Origin of the sequence: Saccharopolyspora terrae, assembly GCF_004348435.1 — a bacterium.
GTDB classification, from domain to species: domain Bacteria; phylum Actinomycetota; class Actinomycetes; order Mycobacteriales; family Pseudonocardiaceae; genus Saccharopolyspora; species Saccharopolyspora endophytica.
The window spans coordinates 1-17,710 of the sequence record NZ_SMKS01000035.1; the positions used below are offsets into that span (position 1 = coordinate 1).

General features: G+C 69.7%; 15 protein-coding genes and 1 pseudogene. 9 read left to right on the forward strand and 7 right to left on the reverse strand.

The features are described from left to right. A pseudogene (locus E1181_RS19140) lies at positions 1 to 132 on the forward strand (IS481 family transposase); the annotation flags it as partial. A gap of 3 nt (positions 133 to 135) precedes the next feature. On the opposite strand, the gene E1181_RS19145 reads toward E1181_RS19140, so the two are convergent. Then, positions 136 to 1,308 carry an MFS transporter gene (locus tag E1181_RS19145; protein ID WP_132676704.1) on the reverse strand — a complete coding sequence of 391 codons (1,173 nt, stop codon included), beginning with the start codon at positions 1,306 to 1,308 and terminating at the stop codon, positions 136 to 138. Positions 1,309 to 1,413: 105 nt separating this feature from the next. Here E1181_RS19145 and E1181_RS19150 point away from each other — a divergent pair, with 105 nt between their 5' ends. After that, a complete protein-coding gene (locus E1181_RS19150; protein WP_132676706.1) occupies positions 1,414 to 1,986 on the forward strand; it encodes a TetR family transcriptional regulator in 573 nt (190 codons plus the stop codon). Between the two features lie 75 nt (positions 1,987 to 2,061). Here the strand turns inward: E1181_RS19150 and E1181_RS19155 are convergent, their stop codons facing one another. Then, positions 2,062 to 3,009: a GlxA family transcriptional regulator gene (locus tag E1181_RS19155; RefSeq protein WP_132676708.1), complete on the reverse strand. Its 948-nt coding sequence runs from the start codon at positions 3,007 to 3,009 to the stop codon at positions 2,062 to 2,064. 70 nt (positions 3,010 to 3,079) lie between these two features. Between E1181_RS19155 and E1181_RS19160 the strand changes: the two genes are divergently transcribed. Continuing rightward, the gene (locus E1181_RS19160; protein ID WP_132676710.1) at positions 3,080 to 4,024 is read left to right on the forward strand and encodes an NADP-dependent oxidoreductase; all 945 of its coding nucleotides are present in this window, start codon (positions 3,080 to 3,082) and stop codon (positions 4,022 to 4,024) included. Positions 4,025 to 4,092: 68 nt separating this feature from the next. Here E1181_RS19160 and E1181_RS19165 read toward each other — a convergent pair whose 3' ends face one another. The 3 genes from E1181_RS19165 to E1181_RS19175 all read right to left on the reverse strand — a co-directional run bounded on the left by E1181_RS19165 (position 4,093) and on the right by E1181_RS19175 (position 6,413). Beyond that, the gene (locus E1181_RS19165; protein WP_132676712.1) at positions 4,093 to 5,217 is read right to left on the reverse strand and encodes a hypothetical protein; all 1,125 of its coding nucleotides are present in this window, start codon (positions 5,215 to 5,217) and stop codon (positions 4,093 to 4,095) included. Positions 5,218 to 5,391: 174 nt separating this feature from the next. Then, positions 5,392 to 5,820 (reverse strand): rhodanese-like domain-containing protein, encoded by a 429-nt coding sequence (locus E1181_RS19170; protein ID WP_132676714.1) that lies wholly within the window; start codon positions 5,818 to 5,820, stop codon positions 5,392 to 5,394. Beyond that, positions 5,820 to 6,413, reverse strand: a complete 594-nt coding sequence (locus tag E1181_RS19175; RefSeq protein WP_132676716.1) for a cysteine dioxygenase — start codon at positions 6,411 to 6,413, stop codon at positions 5,820 to 5,822. Before E1181_RS19175 ends, E1181_RS19170 begins: the two co-directional genes overlap by 1 nt. 481 nt (positions 6,414 to 6,894) lie before the next feature. Here E1181_RS19175 and E1181_RS19180 point away from each other — a divergent pair, with 481 nt between their 5' ends. The 4 genes from E1181_RS19180 (at position 6,895) to hrpA (ending at position 13,916) form a co-directional block, all read left to right on the forward strand. Next, on the forward strand, positions 6,895 to 7,662 hold the full coding sequence (locus tag E1181_RS19180; RefSeq protein WP_165944679.1) for an ABC transporter ATP-binding protein: 768 nt from the start codon (positions 6,895 to 6,897) through the stop codon (positions 7,660 to 7,662). Positions 7,663 to 7,781: 119 nt separating this feature from the next. Next, the gene (locus E1181_RS19185; protein ID WP_132676720.1) at positions 7,782 to 8,564 is read left to right on the forward strand and encodes an enoyl-CoA hydratase/isomerase family protein; all 783 of its coding nucleotides are present in this window, start codon (positions 7,782 to 7,784) and stop codon (positions 8,562 to 8,564) included. Positions 8,565 to 8,665: 101 nt separating this feature from the next. Next, the gene (locus E1181_RS19190) at positions 8,666 to 9,844 is read left to right on the forward strand and encodes a THUMP-like domain-containing protein (protein ID WP_132676722.1); all 1,179 of its coding nucleotides are present in this window, start codon (positions 8,666 to 8,668) and stop codon (positions 9,842 to 9,844) included. Between the two features lie 163 nt (positions 9,845 to 10,007). Further along, positions 10,008 to 13,916 (forward strand): ATP-dependent RNA helicase HrpA, encoded by a 3,909-nt coding sequence (gene hrpA, locus E1181_RS19195; protein ID WP_235876875.1) that lies wholly within the window; start codon positions 10,008 to 10,010, stop codon positions 13,914 to 13,916. A gap of 280 nt (positions 13,917 to 14,196) precedes the next feature. On the opposite strand, the gene E1181_RS19200 is transcribed toward hrpA, so the two are convergent. Beyond that, a complete protein-coding gene (locus E1181_RS19200) occupies positions 14,197 to 15,045 on the reverse strand; it encodes a DegV family protein (RefSeq protein WP_132676726.1) in 849 nt (282 codons plus the stop codon). A 296-nt stretch (positions 15,046 to 15,341) separates the two neighbouring features. Here E1181_RS19200 and E1181_RS19205 point away from each other — a divergent pair, with 296 nt between their 5' ends. Then, on the forward strand, positions 15,342 to 16,124 hold the full coding sequence (locus tag E1181_RS19205; protein WP_132676728.1) for an electron transfer flavoprotein subunit beta/FixA family protein: 783 nt from the start codon (positions 15,342 to 15,344) through the stop codon (positions 16,122 to 16,124). A gap of 32 nt (positions 16,125 to 16,156) precedes the next feature. After that, positions 16,157 to 17,107 carry an electron transfer flavoprotein subunit alpha/FixB family protein gene (locus E1181_RS19210; RefSeq protein WP_132676730.1) on the forward strand — a complete coding sequence of 317 codons (951 nt, stop codon included), beginning with the start codon at positions 16,157 to 16,159 and terminating at the stop codon, positions 17,105 to 17,107. 61 nt (positions 17,108 to 17,168) lie between these two features. On the opposite strand, the gene rnhA is transcribed toward E1181_RS19210, so the two are convergent. Beyond that, positions 17,169 to 17,615 carry a ribonuclease HI gene (gene rnhA / locus E1181_RS19215; RefSeq protein ID WP_132676732.1) on the reverse strand — a complete coding sequence of 149 codons (447 nt, stop codon included), beginning with the start codon at positions 17,613 to 17,615 and terminating at the stop codon, positions 17,169 to 17,171. Positions 17,616 to 17,710 lie beyond the last annotated feature (95 nt).

A 17,710-nucleotide genomic window follows, 5' to 3' on the forward strand; every position in this document is an offset into this window, starting at 1 on the left:
TACAGCACCGAGACCCAACGGCGCGCCGCCTTGCCCGGCTGGCTACACGGCTACAACCATCACCGCCACCACACCAGCATCGGCGGCCCACCCGCCAGCCGCGTAACCAACCTCTCAGGTCAGTACAGCTAGTGGTCAGCGGATCCGCCGCAGCCCGATCCCGCCGAGCGCCAGGAACACCAGGGCGGTGACGCACGCGCCCGGCCAGCCGTGGAGGCCGTAGGTGATGCTGCCCGCGGCCGAGCCGATCGCGCCGGCCAGGAACGTCGAGAGCATGAAGATGGTGTTCAGGCGCCCACCGGCGGCGGGGTCGACCGACAGCGCCGCGTTCTGGTTGGCGGCTTGGCCGACCTGCAGGCCGATCGGCACGGCGGCGGTGCCCAGCAGCAGGGCGGTCAGCGAGTTCGTGCCCAGGATCAGCACGAGGGCGGCGAAGGCGAGCACGGTCAGCCCGAGCGCGCCGACGAGCCGAGGGCCGCGGCGGTCGACCATCTTCCCGGCCACGGGCGCCAGCGCGGCGCTGAGCAATCCGAGCAGGCCGACGAGTCCGGCCTCGGCGACGGTGAAGCCGTGCGGCGGCGCGGTGAGCACGAGGGCGAGGGTGGTCCAGACGGCGTTGAACGCGGCGAAGCTCCCCGCCTGGCGCAGGCAGGCTCGGCGCAGCCCCGGCTCGCGGCGCAGGTAGCCGGGCAGCGAGCGCAGCAGCGCCCAGTAGCTCACCGGGTTCCGCTCGCCGTCGCTCGGCAGCACGCGAACCGTCCACAGTCCCACGACCAGCGTGAGCACTGCTGACGCGGCGAAGACCCAGCGCCAGCCCAGCAGCCCGGCGAGCTGGCCGGACACGATCCGGGCGCCCATGATCCCGGTGATCAAACCGGCTTGCACCCAGGACATGGCGGTGCCGCGCTGCGCCGGGTCGGCCAGTTGCACGACCAGCGGGATGAGGATCTGCGGCACGACGGTCGTCACCGCCGCGAGCCCGGTCAGGACCGCGAGCACCGGCAACGACGGTGCGAGAGAACTTCCCGCCAGCAGGAGCGCGGTGAGGACGCTGAGCGCGCCGACCATCGTGCGCCGATCCCTGCTGTCGCCGAGGGGGATGACGAACAGCAGGCCGGCGGAGTAGCCGAGCATCCCGGCGGTCACCACGATGCCCGCGGTCTGCGGAGAGGTGCCGAAGGTGTCGGCGACGGGGCCGATGATCGGTTGCGCGAGGTAGATGTTGGCGACGGTGACACCGGCGCACAACGCAGCGGCGAACAGCAGTGCACGGCTCAGGCGGCCGGTGTCGGGGGCGACGGTGGTCATCCACTCTCCGCAGGCGAAACGGTATAACCAACTGGTTGGTTACAGTCTCTCCGCGGCCGTAACTCGTGTCAACCGAATGGTTGGTCACAGCGGTACAGTGCGGCTGTGTCCCGCAACGCCGAAGCCACCAAGGCCCGGATCTTCCAGGCCGCGACGACCGAGTTCGCCGAACACGGCATCGCCGGCGCCCGCGTCGACCGCATCGCCAAGGAGGCCCAGGCCAACAAGCAGCTGATCTACGCCTACTTCGGCAGCAAGGACGCCCTGTTCACCGCAGTCCTGGAAGCCGCGATGGCCGAACTCGCGGCCGAGGTGCCCATCGACGGCGAGGACCTCCCCGGCTACGTCGACCGGCTCGCCGCCTACCACTCGGCCAACCCGCACGTCCTGCGACTGCTCATGTGGGAATCGCTGGAACGCGGTGACAGCGGTGTCGCCGCCGAGTCCGAACGCGCCGAGCACTACCGCGACAAGGTCGACGCGGTCCGCCGGGCCCAGGACAACGGCAAGGTCACCGGGGCCATCGGCCCCGGCATGCTCGTCCTGCTGGCCCTCGGCACGATCAGCTGGCCCCTGGCCGTCCCCCAGCTGCGCCGCTTGATCCTCGGCGAGACCGAGGTCGACGACCTGCGCTCGGCTTCCCGCGAAGCTGTCCGCCGCCTCACCGACCCGAACTGACCCGAGCCTCCCGCGCGAGCGAGGGAACCTTTCGCCCACTCCGCCGCGCTCGTGGTGGCAGGAAGGTTCCCATGCTCACCCCGCGGCCGCGCCGGCGCGGAAGGTGCGCCGGTATGCGAGAGGGGCGACCCCGATCGCCGCGTGCAGGTGCTGGCGCAGCGACGCGGCGGTGGCGAACCCGACCTGGCTGGCGATCTGGTCGATCGACAGATCGGTGGTCTCCAGCAGCTGCCGCGCGCGGGCCAAACGCTGCTGCGTCAGCCACTTGCCGGGGCTGGCACCCACCTCGTCGCGGAACCGACGGGCGAACGTGCGGTTAGTCATCCGCGCGTGCTCGGCGAGGTCGGCGACGGTCAGCGGCCGGTGCAGGTACTCCAGAGCCCATGCCCGGGTCGCCGCCGTGCCCTGGCCGGCCGGGTCGGGCACGGGTTGCTCGATGTACTGGGCCTGGCCGCCGTCGCGGAACGGGGGGACCACGCAGTGCCGTGCCACCTGGTTGGCTACCTCGCTGCCGTGATCGGATCGCACCAGGTGCAGGCAGACGTCGATGCCGGAGGCCGCGCCCGCGGAGGTGAGCACGTTCCCGTCCTCGATGAACAGCACGTCCGGATCCAGGTTCACCGCGGGGAACAGGCGGCGGAAGTCGTCCGCGAGCAGCCAGTGGGTGGTGGCGGGCCTGCCGTCCAGGAGCCCGGCGGCGGCGAGCATGAACGCGCCGGTGCAGATCGACACGATCCGCGTGCCGGGCCGGATCGCCTCCAGCGCGCGCATCACCGGATCAGGGATTTCGGGCGAGATCAGAGCCACGTCGAACGGCGGGATGATCACGGTGTCGGCCGTGGGCAGCAGCTCCTGCCCGTGCTCGACCGAGATCATGAAGTCGGCGTTGCTGCGCACCGGCTCGCCGTCGACAGTGCAGGTCATGACCTCGTAGCGGCCATCGGAGCTGCCGAAAACCCGCCGCGGGATGCCCAGTTCGAAGGGGTAGACCCCGTCCAGCGCCAGCACGACCACGCGATGCATGGCACGATCCTATCGAATGTTGTCATTTCTGCCATTTCGAGATAGGTGCAGATGAGGCAGGGTGGGGGGCATGAGTGAAACCATGCGTGCCATCACCCAGGACGTGTACGGCGGTCCCGAGGTGCTGCGCGAGGCACAACTGGACAAGCCCCAGCCGGGACCGAGCGAGGTCCTGATCCGCGTGCGCGCCGCCGGGGTCAACCCCACCGACTGGAAGCACCGCGCCGGCCAGGGATTCCTCGCCGAGCCCCCGCGCATCCTCGGCTGGGACGTCTCCGGCGTCGTCGAGGCCATCGGAACCGGCGTGACCCTGCACAAGCCGGGCGACGAGGTCTTCGGCATGCTGCCCTATCCGTTCGGGCTCGGTTCCCACGCCGAGTACGTGACCGGTCCGGCGCGGGCCTTCGTCCCCAAGCCGGCCGAGGTCGACCACGTGCAGGCGGGAGCCATCCCGCTCGCCGCGCTGACCGCGTGGCAGGCGCTGAACGACACCGCCGATCTGCAGGCGGGCCAGCGAATCCTGATCCACGCGGCCGCGGGCGGCGTCGGGCACCTCGCCGTGCAGATCGCCAAGGCCAAGGGCGCCCACGTCATCGCCACCGCGAGCAAGAGCAAGCACGAGTTCTTGACCGGGCTGGGCGTCGACGAGCTCATCGACTACACCTCGGCCGACTTCACCGAGGTCGTCAGCGATGTCGACGTCGTCCTCGACCCGATCGCCGCCGACTACCGCAGCCGCTCGCTGCGCGTGCTGCGCAAGGGCGGAATCCTCGTCTCGATCCTGCCCTACGACCGGGACGAACTCGTCGCGGAAGCCGACGAGCTGGGCGTGCGCGCCGAACTGATGCTCGTCGAAGCCGACCAGGCCGGGATGCAGGCCGTCCGCGAGCTGGTCGAGGCGGGCAAGCTGCGCGTCGAGATCGCCGGGACGTTCCCGCTGGCCGATGCGGCCAAGGCCCACGCTCAGGGCGAGACCGGGCGCACCCAGGGCAAGCTCGTGCTGACCATCGACTGACGCAGCGCGCGACAACGCAGCAGGGGAACCTCCCTGCCACTTCGCGTGGCAGGGAGGTTCCCCTGCTCCTAGTTCACGGACAGGCGCTGGCGGGTTTCGGTGACCCGCGGGGACCACGGCGCCAGTTCCTCGGCGCGTGCCAAGGCGGTTCGGGCCGACGCGTTGTCGTGGAGGGCCATGTGCGCGCGGGCGAGGGTGGTGAGGTCGTCGGCGCGCGAGAGCGGTGAGTGGTTGTAGTCCGCGCCGCTGGTGGCCAACCGGACCGCGTTGTCGGCGTCGCCCTCGATCAGGGCCAGCAGCCCGTTGGTGCCGTTGAGCTCGGACTCGGGATAGCCCAGCTGGACGGCGTCCTGAAGGGCCTTCTTCGCCGTCGGGAGCAGGCTGTCGGCCGGCATCTGGCCGGACTCGACCGCCTTGAAACCCAGCCCCGCCAATCCCGCCAGCAGGTAGGCCATCTTGCGCGGCGGAACGTCGTTGTCGGACAGGAACTTCAACAGCAGCAGCACGCCCGGTGCGTAGAGGCCGCGCGATTCCAGCACCGCGATCTGGCACGACACCGTCGCGTTGATGCCGGGAAACCGCTCCGCGAGTTCGTCGGCGCGGGCCTGCGCCGTGTCGAGGTCGCCGACGCGCAACGCCTCGTAGGCGCGCGCCGCCAGCGGGGCGGCCAGGAAGTCCGAGCGTTCCGGCTCGGTCATCCGGGGAAGCGAGAACAGCAGCCAGCCGGTCGACGTCGTCAGGGGCACCCGCTTGGGCCACAGTTTGACCAGCATGAACGCGCTCATCGCCAGCGCGAGACCCCGCCCGAACGCCCCCGGCACCCACAGCCACGCCGCGGCCACCGCGGCCACGCCCACCAGCGCCGAAACCAGGCCGGCCAGCCAGCAGCGCAGGATCACCGGCGAACGCCACGGCCCGATCTGCGCCCGCAACGTCACCGGCAAGGTCCGGAACGTGAAGGTCACGCTGCCGCGCTTGAAGGACGCGACCTCCCGCATCGCGCCGAACACGACCTGCCGAACGCGCAACCCGAAGATCACCGACCCGAGCAGCAAGCCGACCTGCGTCGCCACCGGCAGCAGGATCGCTCCCGCCACACCGCCGAACCAACCCGCCACGACACCCGCGAAACCGGTGCCGAGGACCAGTTCGACCGCCGCTAGGACAACCGCGCCCACCACGGTGACCAACACCCATGGGCGGAACAAAAGGCTCTGCGCTCGCACAAGGCCCGGAGCCTACGGGACCAGCACCCGCCGAGGAGGCGCTTTGCTCGCCCTGGTCGCCGGGCGGGGCCGTGACGTGAGCAAGGGAACCTTCCTGTCACGTGCCGGGCGGGCGGTGACAGGAAGGTTCCCTTGCGCAGATCAGGCGACGGCGGCGGTGGTGGGAAGGCCCGCTTCCTTCCACGCGCGGAATCCGCCTGCCAGATCGGTGGCCTTGGTCAGGCCGAGTTCCTGGGCTTGGGCGGCGGCGAGGCTGGAGGCGTAGCCCTCGTTGCAGACGAGGACGATCGGGCGTTCCGGGCGCAGGCCGTCGAGCCGGTGGCTGCCTGCCGGGTCGAGACGCCACTCGAGGACGATCCGTTCCACGGTGAGGGCACCGGGGATCTCGCCGTGGGTGAGGCGGTCCGATTCCGGTCGGATGTCGATGATCAGGCCACCGGTGCGCTGGAGCTCGAAGGCTTCCTGCGGGCTGACCCTGGCTAGTTTCTCCCGGGATTCGGCCAGCAGGTGCTCGATCCCGTAGGGGCCGTGACCGATCGGCTCTTCGCGGGGCTCGGGGATGTGCGCCATTACACGACCTCGCTTCGTTGCGGAGGAACAGCGGGGATCTCGGCCAGGTCGGCGTAGTAGCGGACCGGCAGCAGCGGCGGTGAGTAGGCGTGCACGCTGGCGGAGTTGACCGAGCTGACGTTGGTGACCTGGTGCGCGCGCCCGGCACCGAACCCGATGCCGTCACCGAGGTCGTGGTGCTTGGTGCGGACCGGGCCGCCTGCGTAGCGGTAGTCCTCGCGCAACCCTCCGAACAGGACGGAGAACGATCCCGACGCACCGCCGTGGTCGTGGGCCGGTGTGCCCTGGCCGGGAGCCCAGGACAGCAGCCAGAGTTCGACTCCCGCGGTCAGGCCGAGCTTGGCCCACCACCGCTGCTGCTCGTCGATGCGCACGATGTTCATCAGCTGCGTGGTCAGCTCGCTGGTCACCAGGCCGGTGAGGTCGCGGAGCTCGCGCGGGGTCCAGTTGAGGTGGTCGGGTCGGATCAGGTCCCGCAGCAGCGGCAGGTCGAAGGCGGGGTGCACTTCGGCTTCGCCGGGCGCGGGCACGGGTGCGGTCGGGGTGTATTCGGATTGCGGGGCGGTCGGCCGTTCCGGCTGCGTGATGCTCATGCGGTGTCTCCAGGTGTCTTGCGGTGTGCACCGGCACGACACGGCGCACCCCTGCTGCGAGAGGTGCTGGGGTGGCTGGATGATTCGTCGTGCCGCGATGAAGTCGCGTGAAGCGGGAGGTCTCTCGGACCGCTTTCAGCGACAGGCGGAGGCGATGACCCGGAACAGGTCGATCACGCGATCGCGGGTGAGCAACGAATCGGACACGCCACAGATCGTGGCACCGGATCGTCGCCGGGGCCAGTGGTTGAGCGGGGTTCCCGGTATGTGGACCGGCGTGAGGCGCGCGGGTCGATCATCGGGCGCGTGGCAGTGGCATCCCGCCCGCAGGGGGTGCGGCGTCGGCGGGAACAATGGGCTCAGAGGGGACCGGCCGGAGCCTGTGGCGGTCCTGGACGGAGACGAACGCCGAGTGCGCGCCCGGGGCGCCGCCGCGGTCAGTCACGGCTGGGAGGTAGACGTGGACGACCTGGTCATCCAGATGGATGGCGTCGGTGTCCGGCGGGGCAAGACGACGCTGCTGGCCGACGTGAACTGGTCTGTGGAGCTCGACGAGCGCTGGGTCGTGCTGGGCCCCAACGGCGCTGGCAAGACCACGCTGCTGAAGATGGCCAGCACGGAGATGCACCCGAGCACCGGCACCGTCGACGTCCTCGGCGAGCGGCTCGGCAAGACCAACGTGTTCGACATCCGGCCCTTGATCGGGCTGTGCTCGGGCGCGCTGGTCAACCGCGTCCCCGGCGAAGAGCTGGTTCGCGACGTCGTGGTCAGCGCCGGGTATTCGGTGTTCGGCCGCTGGCGCGAGGAGTACGACGCCCTGGACACCGATCGCGCCGTTGAGCTGCTCGAACTGCTCGGCGTCGCGCACCTCGCCGACCGCGAGTTCGGCACGCTGTCGGAGGGCGAGCGCAAGCGGGTCATGATCTCCCGCGCGCTGATGACCGATCCGGAGCTGCTGCTGTTCGACGAGCCCGCAGCCGGTCTCGACCTCGGTGGCCGCGAGGACCTCGTCGCCCGCCTGTCGACGCTCGCCATGGACCCGGACGCGCCCGCATCGGTGCTGGTCACGCACCACGTCGAGGAGATCCCGCCGGGCTTCACGCACTGCCTGCTGCTGCGCGACGGCGGCATCGTCGCCCAGGGGCTGCTCGACGACGTGCTCACCGAGGACAACCTCTCGAAGACCTTCGACCAGAACCTCGAGCTGCAGCGCGCGGGTGACCGGTACTTCGCCCGCCGCCGGCCCTGACCTGCTGCACCGCCGGTGAGGTCTTCGGCGATGTTGAGATCGGTGACACAGCAGATGTGGCGCGGGGCGCGATAGCCTCGCCTGCGGCACGAGCGGTGGTTCGACGAGGAGGTTGCTGCGTGGGCGAGTTCGTCAGGCTTGAGGTCGAAGGCGCGATCGGCACGATCCGGCTGGATCGACCGAAGATGAACGCGCTGAACAGGCAGATCGAGACCGAGCTGCGGGAAGTGGCGATCGAGGCCGCTGAGCGCGACGACATCCGCGCGGTGATCGTCTACGGCGGCGAGAAGGTCTTCGCGGCAGGCGCGGACATCAAGGAGATGGCCGAGATGTCCTACGCGGACATGGCAGCCAAGGAGCAGCGCGGTCTGTCGGACGCGATGAGCCAGGTCGCGGCCATCCCGAAGCCCACGGTCGCGGCGCTGACCGGCTACGCCCTCGGTGGCGGTTTCGAGCTGGCGCTGTCGTGCGACCGGCGGGTCGCGGCGGACGACATCAAGGTCGGCCAGCCGGAGATCCTGCTCGGCGTCATCCCCGGTGCCGGCGGCACGCAGCGGCTGGCGCGGCTGATCGGCCCGAGCAAGGCCAAGGACATCATCTACAGCGGCCGGTTCGTCGAGGCCGAGGAGGCGCTCGCGCTGGGCATGGTCGACGAGATCGTGCCGTCCGCCGATGTCTACGCGACGGCGAAGCGCTGGGCGGAGCAGTTCACCGGTGGTGCGGCGCGAGCCCTGGCGGCGGCGAAGGCCGCGATCGACGGTGGCCTGGACGTCGACCTGGACAACGGTCTGAAGCTCGAAACTCACCTGTTCGCGGGGACGTTCGCGACCGAGGACCAGAAGATCGGCATGAAGTCGTTCATCGAGAACGGCCCCGGCAAGGCGAAGTTCACCGGGCGCTGACCCGGCACTCATCAGCGGAAGCAGCAGTGACGAGCACACCCCGCCCCTCAGTCCTCGGTTCTCGCCGGCCGTTCGCGGTCGGCTCGTCCTAGGGGGCGGGGGTGGGGTACTCGTTCGACGTCGAGGACGTCCTGTTCCTGCGCTCGACGGCGGGCCGCGAGGCCGTCGCCGAGCTCTCCGGCCTGCCGCTGACCGGCAAGTCGCGGCTGACCGACGTCGCCGCGGCACGCCGGCAGGTCGGTGACCGGTTCGCCGCCGCTGCGCTGGAAACCGCGGTGTTGCGGCGCAAAGCCGAGTCCAAGCTGGACGACAGCGGGGACTGGCTGTTCACCGATTCCGCGTTGCAGCAGGCCACCGCGAGCGTCGTCGCCCGGCACCGCGCGCAGCGCCTGGCGGGCCGCGACGTGCACGACGTGACCTGCTCGATCGGTGCCGACCTGATCGCCGTGGCCGCTGTCGCCCACCGCAGCGTGGGTTCCGATCTGGACCGGGTCCGGTTGCTCATGGCGCAGCACAACCTGGCCGCCGCCGGTCGCGAGGCGCTGCTGGTGGAGGCCGATGCGCTGCGCCCGGTCACCCGGGACACCGTCGTGGTCGCCGACCCCGCGCGCCGGGACGAAGGCGGCAGGCGCCGCTGGAACCCCGCCGACCTGGTGCCGCCGCTGGACGAGCTCATGGCCGTCCACGCCGGGCGCGACCTGGTCGTCAAGTGCGCTCCCGGCCTGGACTTCGCCGCGATCCCCGACGACGTCGAAGCCGAGGTGGTGTCGCTGGGCGGGCAGGTCCGGGAGGCCGCGTTGTGGTTCGGCTCGCTGGCCGATCCGACGGCGCGGCGCCGCGCGAGCGTGCTGCGGCCCGATGGCGGTGCCTGGAGCATCACCGACGCCGAGCCCGACGACTGCCCGGCGGAGGACGTGCGCGAATGGATCGTCGATCCGGATGGGGCCGTGGTGCGAGCGGGGCTGGTGCGCCACTACGCGGCCCGTCATGGACTCGTCCAGCTCGATCCGCGCATCGCTTACCTCACCGGCGACGCGCCGCCGCTCGGCGTGCGGGCCTTCCGGGTGCTCGACCACGGCCGGTACAACGAGAAGGCGCTGCGCGCGCTGCTGCGCACCCACGACGTCGGTCGGCTGGAGATCCTGGTGCGCGGTGTGGACGTGGACCCGGACGCGTTGCGGCGCCGGCTCAAACCCAAGGGGACGCAGGAAGCCAGCGTCGTGATCACCCGGGTCGGGGATCAGGGGATGGCCTACCTGTGCCGCGCCGAGCGCACCTGAGCACCTCCGACCCGTGACCGGCGTCACGGAACGGGCGTCTGCTGTGAGTGCTGCGAAATCGGGAGGCAGCGCCGCAGGTGCCTTCTCTATGCTTGTGCGGAGTATGGGTACGTCGTCTGTGAAATCTCCGCTCGCTGATCTGCGGGAACGTTTGCCCGAGCTGATGCTGCAGGACCAGCGTCGGCTGCGTCGACGCATCGAAGGCGCCCGCAAGATCCGCGATCCCGAGGCGCTGCGGTCGGTCACCGCGGAGATCACCGGCGACGTCGAGACCGCCGAGCTGCGGGTGCAGCGACGCCGCGACGGCACTCCCAAGATCACCTATCCGGACAGCTTGCCGGTCAGCCAGCGGCGGGACGACCTGCTCGCCGCCATCCGGGACAACCAGGTCGTCATCGTCGCAGGTGAGACCGGGTCGGGTAAGACCACGCAGCTGCCCAAGATGTGCATGGAGCTCGGGCGCGGCATCAAGGGCGTCATCGGCCACACGCAGCCGCGCAGGCTCGCGGCGCGAACCGTGGCCGAGCGGGTCGCCGAGGAGCTGGGCACCGAGATCGGCGGTGCGATCGGCTACCAGGTGCGGTTCACCGAGCGCACCGGCGACGACACCCTGGTCAAGCTGATGACCGACGGCATCCTGCTCGCCGAGATCCAGCACGACCGACTGCTGCGCCGGTACGACACGCTGATCATCGACGAGGCGCACGAGCGCAGCCTCAACATCGACTTCATCCTCGGTTACCTCAAGCAGCTGCTGCCGCGCCGCCCCGACCTCAAGGTGATCATCACCTCGGCGACGATCGACCCGGAGCGGTTCTCCCGGCACTTCGACGACGCTCCGGTCGTGGAGGTCTCCGGCCGGACCTACCCGGTCGAGGTGCGCTACCGGCCGCTGCTGGAGGACTCCGACGACGAGGAGGACCCGTCGACGGACGTCCGCGACCAGCCGCAGGCCATCTGCGACGCGGTCCGCGAACTGTGCGCCGAAGGCCCCGGTGACATCCTCGTGTTCCTCAGCGGTGAGCGGGAGATCCGCGACGCCGCCGACGCGCTGGCGCAGCTCGCGCTCCGCGACACCGAGGTGGTGCCGCTGTTCGCGCGGTTGAGCGCCGCGGAGCAGCACCGGGTGTTCCAACGCCACTCCGGGCGCAGGATCGTGCTGTCCACCAACGTCGCGGAGACGTCGCTGACCGTTCCCGGCATCAAGTACGTCATCGACCCGGGCACGGCCCGCATCTCCCGCTACAGCTTCCGCACGAAGGTGCAGCGGCTGCCGATCGAACCGATCTCGCAGGCCTCGGCGAACCAGCGGAAGGGCCGGTGCGGCCGGGTTTCCGAGGGCATCTGCGTAAGGCTGTACTCGGAGGAGGACTTCGAGTCCCGGCCGGAGTTCACCGACCCGGAGATCCTGCGCACCCACCTGGCGTCGGTGATCCTGCAGATGACCTCCCTCGGGCTCGGTGAGATCGAGTCCTTCCCGTTCCTGGAACCGCCGGATCGCAGGCAGATCACCGACGGCGTCAACCTGCTTCACGAACTCGGCGCGCTGGAGAGCGGCACGTCCACCGACGAGCGCAAGCTCACGCGGATCGGCCGCAGTCTCGCCCAGCTGCCCATCGACCCGCGCCTGGCGCGGATGGTGCTGGAGGCCGAGCGCAACGGCTGCGTGCGCGAGGTGCTGGTCATCGTGTCCGCGCTGTCGATCCAGGACCCGCGGGAACGCCCGGCTGACCACCAGCAGGCCGCCGACCAGAAGCACGCGCGCTTCGTCGACAAGGAAGCCGAATCCGACTTCCTCTCCTACCTGCGCCTGTGGGAGCACCTGCGCTCCCAGCAGAAGGAGTTGTCCTCCAACCAGTTCCGCAAGCTCTGCCGCAACGACTTCCTCAACTACCTGCGCGTGCGCGAGTGGCAGGACCTGTTCGGCCAGCTGCGCCAGATGGTGAAGTCGATGGGGATGACGCTGGCGGATCAGCCCGCCGACGCCACCCGCGTCCACCAGTCGCTGCTGGCCGGCCTGCTCTCGCACGTCGGCCTCAAAGACGTCGAGAAGCGCAACGGCGCGCAGCGTTCCGGCCCGCCCGGGCGAGGCGGCAACGAGTACCAGGGAGCCCGCAACGCGCGGTTCGCGGTGTTCCCCGGGTCGTCGTTGTTCAAGAAGCCGCCGCGCTGGGTGATGGCCGCGGAACTCGTGGAGACCTCCCGTCTGTGGGCGCGCATCGTCGCCCGCGTCGAACCGGAGTGGATCGAGCAGCTGGCCGGGCACCTGGTCAAGCGCAACTACAGCGAACCGCACTGGGAGAAGGACCGCGCCGCCGTGGTCGCCACCGAGCGGGTCACGCTCTACGGCGTGCCGCTGGTGGTGGATCGCAAGGTCAACTACGGGCGCATCGATCCCGAGGTCAGCCGCGAGCTGTTCATCCGGCACGCGTTGGTCGAGGGCGATTGGGACACCCGGCACGAGTTCTTCCGCCAGAACCGGGCGCTGCTCGACGAGGTCGAGGGCCTCGAAGAGCGCGCTCGTCGTCGCGACATCCTGGTCGACGACGAGACGCTGTTCGAGTTCTACGACCAGCGCATCGGCGACGAGGTGGTCTCCGGCAGGCACTTCGACACGTGGTGGAAGAAGACCCGCCGCGATCAGCCCGACCTGCTGAACTTCGAGAAGTCGATGCTGATCAACGAGCGCTCGGCGCAGGTCAGCGACCAGGACTACCCGGACCAGTGGGTTTACGGTGAGCACCGGCTGAACCTGACCTACCAGTTCGAGCCGGGCGCCGACGCCGACGGCGTCACCGTGCACATCCCGCTGCAGGTGCTCAACCAGATCGACGCCGAGGGCTTCGACTGGCAGATCCCCGGCCTGCGGGAAGAGCTGGTGACCACGCTGCTCAAGTCGCTGCCGAAGCAGACCCGGCGCAACTTCGTGCCCGCCCCGGACTTCGCCAAGGCCGTGCTCTCCCGCGTGGGACCCGACGACGGGCCGCTGCTGGAGACGTTGCAGCGCAGCCTCCGGCAGCTGACCGGTGTCGAGGTGCCGCGCGCGGAGTGGGATCCGGAGCGGGTTCCCGAGCATCTGAAGATGACCTTCCGCGTGGTGGGCCGTCGCGGGCGCAAGCTCGCCGAGTCCAAGGACCTCGAATCGCTGAAGCTGCGGCTCAAACCCAAGGTGCGCGAGGAGATCTCGGCCGCGGCCGACGACATCGAGCAGGGCGGGCTGCGTTCCTGGAGCTTCGGCGAGCTGCCGCGCACCTTCTCCCAGCAGCGTTCGGGGCACGCCGTGAAGGCGTACCCGGCGTTGGTGGACGAGGGCGAGAGCGTCGCGGTGCGGATGTTCGACACCGAGCAGGAGCAGCGGCGCGCGCTGTGGAACGGCACGCGCCGGTTGCTGCTGCTCAACGTGCCGTCGCCGGCGAAGTCCATCCAGCGCGGCATGAGCGCGACCAGCCGCTTGGTGCTGGGCGGGAGCCAGTACGGCGACTTGGGTTCGGTCCTCGACGACTGCGTGCGCTGCGCCGTGGACAAGCTGATGGCCGACAACGGCGGGCCCGTCTGGGACGGCGACGCCTTCACCTCGCTGGAGGCGAAGGTCCGCGCCGGGCTGGGCGAGTACACCGTGGCGGTGCTGGCGGAGGTGGAGCGAGTGCTGGTCGCGGCCCAGCGGGTCGAGACGGTGCTCGCCGACCGTCCCAAGGGCATGTCGACGGAGTCGCTGGGCGACATCCGCCGGCAGCTGGAAGGCCTGCTGCACCCGGGATTCGTCACCGCGACGGGCTTCGACCGGCTCCGCGACCTGGTCCGCTACCTGGGCGCGATCGAGCAGCGGCTGGACAAGGCGCAGCACCAGCCGCAGCGCGATCGGGAGTGGATGCACCAGGTGGACGAGGTCAGGCAGCGCTACCGGGATCTGCTGGCCGCGGTGCCGCAGGGGCGTTCGCCCAGCGATGCCCTGCTCGACGTGGGTTGGATGATCGAGGAGCTGCGCGTGAGCCTGTTCGCGCAGTCCTTGGGGACTCCGCGGCCGGTTTCGGTCAAGCGCGTGCACCGCGCGATGGACAAGCTCCAGGATTGAGAGCCTGTCGCGCGCGCGGCAGCGCGGGTGACAGGTCGCACTCATGATTCCCCCAGGAATGGTGCGGAATTCGTGCCCGCGTGAAGTCTTTCGGTCCGGACAACAACGAGTATCCGGCATCGAACGCGCGTTCGCACCGCTCGAAAGGGTGGAAGGCTGAGGAAAAATCAGCAAGAACCGCGAAGTGCGGTCCCGTGAAAGGGATCGGCGAAAAGGGCGGTCGTCCCGATCGCTCGGCGAGTCCGGTCCCCGAGCCGGACTTCGCGGAGGAGGGAGTCGCTCAGAAGCTGGCGGGCGAGACGGCGATTCCGAGCGCCCCGGGGCCCGTGTGGGCTCCTATGATCGCGCTGGTCTCCTCCAGGGTGACCCGGCGGACCTGCGGCAGCTGCGAGCACAGCGCGTCGAGGACCTGCTTGGCGCGATCGGCGGCCTCGAAGTGCTCCACGCCCACGTCGACCGGACCTCGGCCCGCGCGCTCCACGGCGGTCGCGACGGCCTTGCGCAGCGCCCGCTCCGGGCCGATGGCCTTGTGCAGCTGGTCGATCACGCCGTCCTTCATGATCAGCACCGGCTTGATCGACAGCGCTTCGCCGACCCACGCCTGGGCTCGGCCGATCCGGCCGCCGCGCTGCAGGTACTCCAGGGTGTCGACGTAGAGCAGCTGCGTGGTGCTGCGAAGGCGGTGCTCCAGGACGTTCATCACGCCGTGCGGTGTGGCGCCCGAGGCGGCGGCCTCAGCGGCGGCGATCACCGGGAAGCCGAGGCTGAGCCCGGTCAGCCGCGCATCGACGACGTAGACCGGCACGCCGATCTCCGCCGCGGCGATCCGGGCGGACTGGCAGGTTTGGGACATTCCTTCGGAGATGTGGATCGAAATGATCGCCTCGACGCCGGAAGCCGCGGCGTCCGCGTAATTCCAGTAGAAGGCCGGCGGCGGGGGCGGGTTGGTGGCGACCGGGACGTTGTTCCGCATTGCCTCGGCCATCTGGGGATGCAGCACCCGGCGCTCGTCGTTCTGTTCATCGCCGACGGTCAGCTCCAACTGCACGATGGAGATTCCCAGCCGGTCGGCCACGTCGAGCGGAACGGAAGCCGTCGAATCGGTCACGATGGCGACGCGTCTTCTCATAGCCGTCAGGCTACTAATACGTAAGGTTCGTTCACATACTTTCCGGATGACCCGTCCCCACTTTTGCTGCGGCCGATCATCCCCGCTGAGCGAAGGTGAGTACTGTCACGGGTGGGACCTGGTTGCACCCGGGCTACTGGCAAGTAACATCCTCGGTGGTTGGCATCACTGTGCTTTCCAGCTGAGGGCATGGCAAGGTCAACCTAACCCGGACGGAAGAAGCGCCGGGTCCACAAGCAGAGCCGCTGGAGGACCAGCGAGCGTCATTTGAGTCCGCAGGAGGTCGAAGAGGGCCCATGAACATCGTCGTCCTGGTTAAGCAGGTGCCCGACACGTATTCCGAACGGAAGCTGTCTGCTGCGGATCACACGTTGGACCGCGAGTCGGCGGATGCCGTGTTGGATGAGATCAACGAGCGCGCGGTGGAGGAGGCGCTGTTGATCAAGGAGGCCCAGGGCGGCGAAGTGACCGTCGTGTGCATGGGCCCGGATCGCGCCACGGATGCCATCCGCAAGGCGCTGTCGATGGGTGCGGACAAGGCGGTGCACCTCTCTGACGAGGCGTTGCACGGCACCGACGCCCCCGCCACCGCCAAGGCGCTGGCGAAGGTCATCGGCACCGTTGAGGGTGTCGACCTGGTCATCGCGGGCAACGAGGCGACCGACGGTCGCTCCGGTGCCGTGCCGGCCATGATCGCCGAGGTGCTGGGCTGGCCGCAGCTGACCTTCGCGCGCAAGGTCGAGACCGACGGTTCCAGCGTGAAGGTCGAGCGTGAGACCGACGCGGGCATCCTGACCGTCGAGTCCGGTCTGCCGGCCGTGGTGTCGGTCACGGAGAAGATCAACGAGCCGCGGTACCCGTCGTTCAAGGGCATCATGGCCGCGAAGAAGAAGCCGGTGAGCGCGCTGTCGCTGGCCGACGCGGGGATCGACGCCTCCGAGGTGGGCCTGGCCAACGCCGGCTCCCAGGTCGTCGAGTCCGCTCCGAAGCCGCCGAAGTCCGGCGGTGTGAAGGTCACCGACGAGGGAGAGGGCGGCGTGCAGGTCGCCGACTTCCTGGCCGGCGAGAAGCTGCTCTGAGTCGTTCACGGTTTTCGAGGAGGCATTGATTCATGGCTGAGGTTCTGGTCCTCGTCGATCACGTGGACGGCGAGGTCAAGAAGGTCACGTACGAGCTGCTGACCGCGGCCCGTCGCATCGGTGAGCCGTCGGCGGTCGTCGTCGGCGAGCCGGGCACCGCGGGCAAGCTGTCCGAGGCGCTGGGCTCCTACGGTGCGGCGAAGGTCTACGCGGCCGAGTCCGCCGAGGCCGCCGAGTACCTGGTGACGCCGCAGGTCGACGTGCTGGCCGCGCTGGCGGGTTCGGCGAACCCGGCGGCCGTGCTGGTCCCCGCGTCGGTCGACGGCAAGGAGATCGCCGGTCGCCTGGCGATCCGCCTGGACACCGGTCTGCTGTCGGAGGTCGTGGACATCGACGGTGAGGGCGTCGCGTCGCACTCGCTGTTCGGTGGCACCTACGACGCCAAGGCGAAGGTCACCAAGGGCACCCCGGTGGTCACCGTTCTGCCCGGCTCCATCGAGGCCGAGCAGGCCTCCGGTGCCGCCGCGGTCGAGCAGGTCGAGGTTCCGGCCGCGTCCGGCGCCAAGATCACCGGTCGGCAGCCGGCCGAGGCCGGCGACCGTCCCGAGCTCACCGAGGCCAGCATCGTGGTCTCCGGTGGTCGCGGTGTCGGTTCGGCCGAGTCGTTCGAGGTCGTGGAGAAGCTCGCCGACACGCTGGGTGCCGCTGTCGGTGCCTCGCGTGCCGCGGTGGACTCCGGCTACTACCCGCACCAGTTCCAGGTCGGTCAGACCGGTAAGACGGTCTCGCCGCAGCTGTACGTCGCGCTGGGCATCTCCGGCGCGATCCAGCACCGGGCGGGCATGCAGACGTCCAAGACGATCGTCGCGGTGAACAAGGACCCGGAGGCGCCGATCTTCGAGATCGCCGACTACGGCGTCGTGGGTGACCTGTTCAAGGTCGCCCCGCAGCTCACCGAAGAGGTCACCAAGCGCAAGGGCTGATCCCTGACGCGACGAAAGCGGGCCGTGCTCACACCGAGCACGGCCCGCTTTGTCGTCTTCATCAACGCGCCTCGTCACGCCCCTTGCAGGCGAGCTTGTCCGCGCGTTCGTTCTCCGGGTGACCGGCGTGGCCCTTGACCCACTCCCACTGCACCTCGCCGTGACGGGAGCATTCGGAGTCCAGCCGCTGCCACAGATCGGCGTTCTTGACCGGTTTCTTCGCCGAGGTCATCCAGCCGTTGCGCTTCCAACCGCGCATCCACTCCGTGATGCCCTTGAGCACGTAGGTGCTGTCGGTGTAGACGCGCACCACCGGGATCGGCCGGGTGAGAGCGGCCAACCCCTCGATCACGGCCATCAACTCCATCTTGTTGTTGGTCGTGGTCGGATCCTTGCCGTAGAGCTCCCGCTCATGGTCGCCGTAGCGCAGCACCACGCCCCAGCCGCCCGGGCCGGGATTCCCGCTGCATGCGCCATCGGTGTAGAGGTCGACGCGCTCGATCTGCATGTGCTGAATCTAGCCGCCACCGGCCGGGTGGCCGGGCAGCGGCGTGCGCGGAAGGTTCCCACGCTCACACCGCTGAGGATCCCGGGGCGGGTGAG

Excerpts from the sequence above, each read along its gene's own strand:
- E1181_RS19145 (WP_132676704.1), bottom strand. The coding sequence starts at position 1,308 with ATGACCACCGTCGCCCCCGACACCGGCCGCCTGAGCCGTGCACTGCTG.
- E1181_RS19155 (WP_132676708.1), bottom strand. The coding sequence starts at position 3,009 with ATGCATCGCGTGGTCGTGCTGGCGCTGGACGGGGTCTACCCCTTCGAA.
- E1181_RS19160 (WP_132676710.1), top strand. The coding sequence starts at position 3,080 with ATGAGTGAAACCATGCGTGCCATCACCCAGGACGTGTACGGCGGTCCC.
- E1181_RS19170 (WP_132676714.1), bottom strand. The coding sequence starts at position 5,820 with ATGGCGCACATCCCCGAGCCCCGCGAAGAGCCGATCGGTCACGGCCCC.
- E1181_RS19175 (WP_132676716.1), bottom strand. The coding sequence starts at position 6,413 with ATGAGCATCACGCAGCCGGAACGGCCGACCGCCCCGCAATCCGAATAC.
- E1181_RS19180 (WP_165944679.1), top strand. The coding sequence starts at position 6,895 with ATGGATGGCGTCGGTGTCCGGCGGGGCAAGACGACGCTGCTGGCCGAC.
- hrpA (WP_235876875.1), top strand. The coding sequence starts at position 10,008 with ATGCTGCAGGACCAGCGTCGGCTGCGTCGACGCATCGAAGGCGCCCGC.
- E1181_RS19200 (WP_132676726.1), bottom strand. The coding sequence starts at position 15,045 with ATGAGAAGACGCGTCGCCATCGTGACCGATTCGACGGCTTCCGTTCCG.
- E1181_RS19205 (WP_132676728.1), top strand. The coding sequence starts at position 15,342 with ATGAACATCGTCGTCCTGGTTAAGCAGGTGCCCGACACGTATTCCGAA.
- E1181_RS19210 (WP_132676730.1), top strand. The coding sequence starts at position 16,157 with ATGGCTGAGGTTCTGGTCCTCGTCGATCACGTGGACGGCGAGGTCAAG.
- rnhA (WP_132676732.1), bottom strand. The coding sequence starts at position 17,615 with ATGCAGATCGAGCGCGTCGACCTCTACACCGATGGCGCATGCAGCGGG.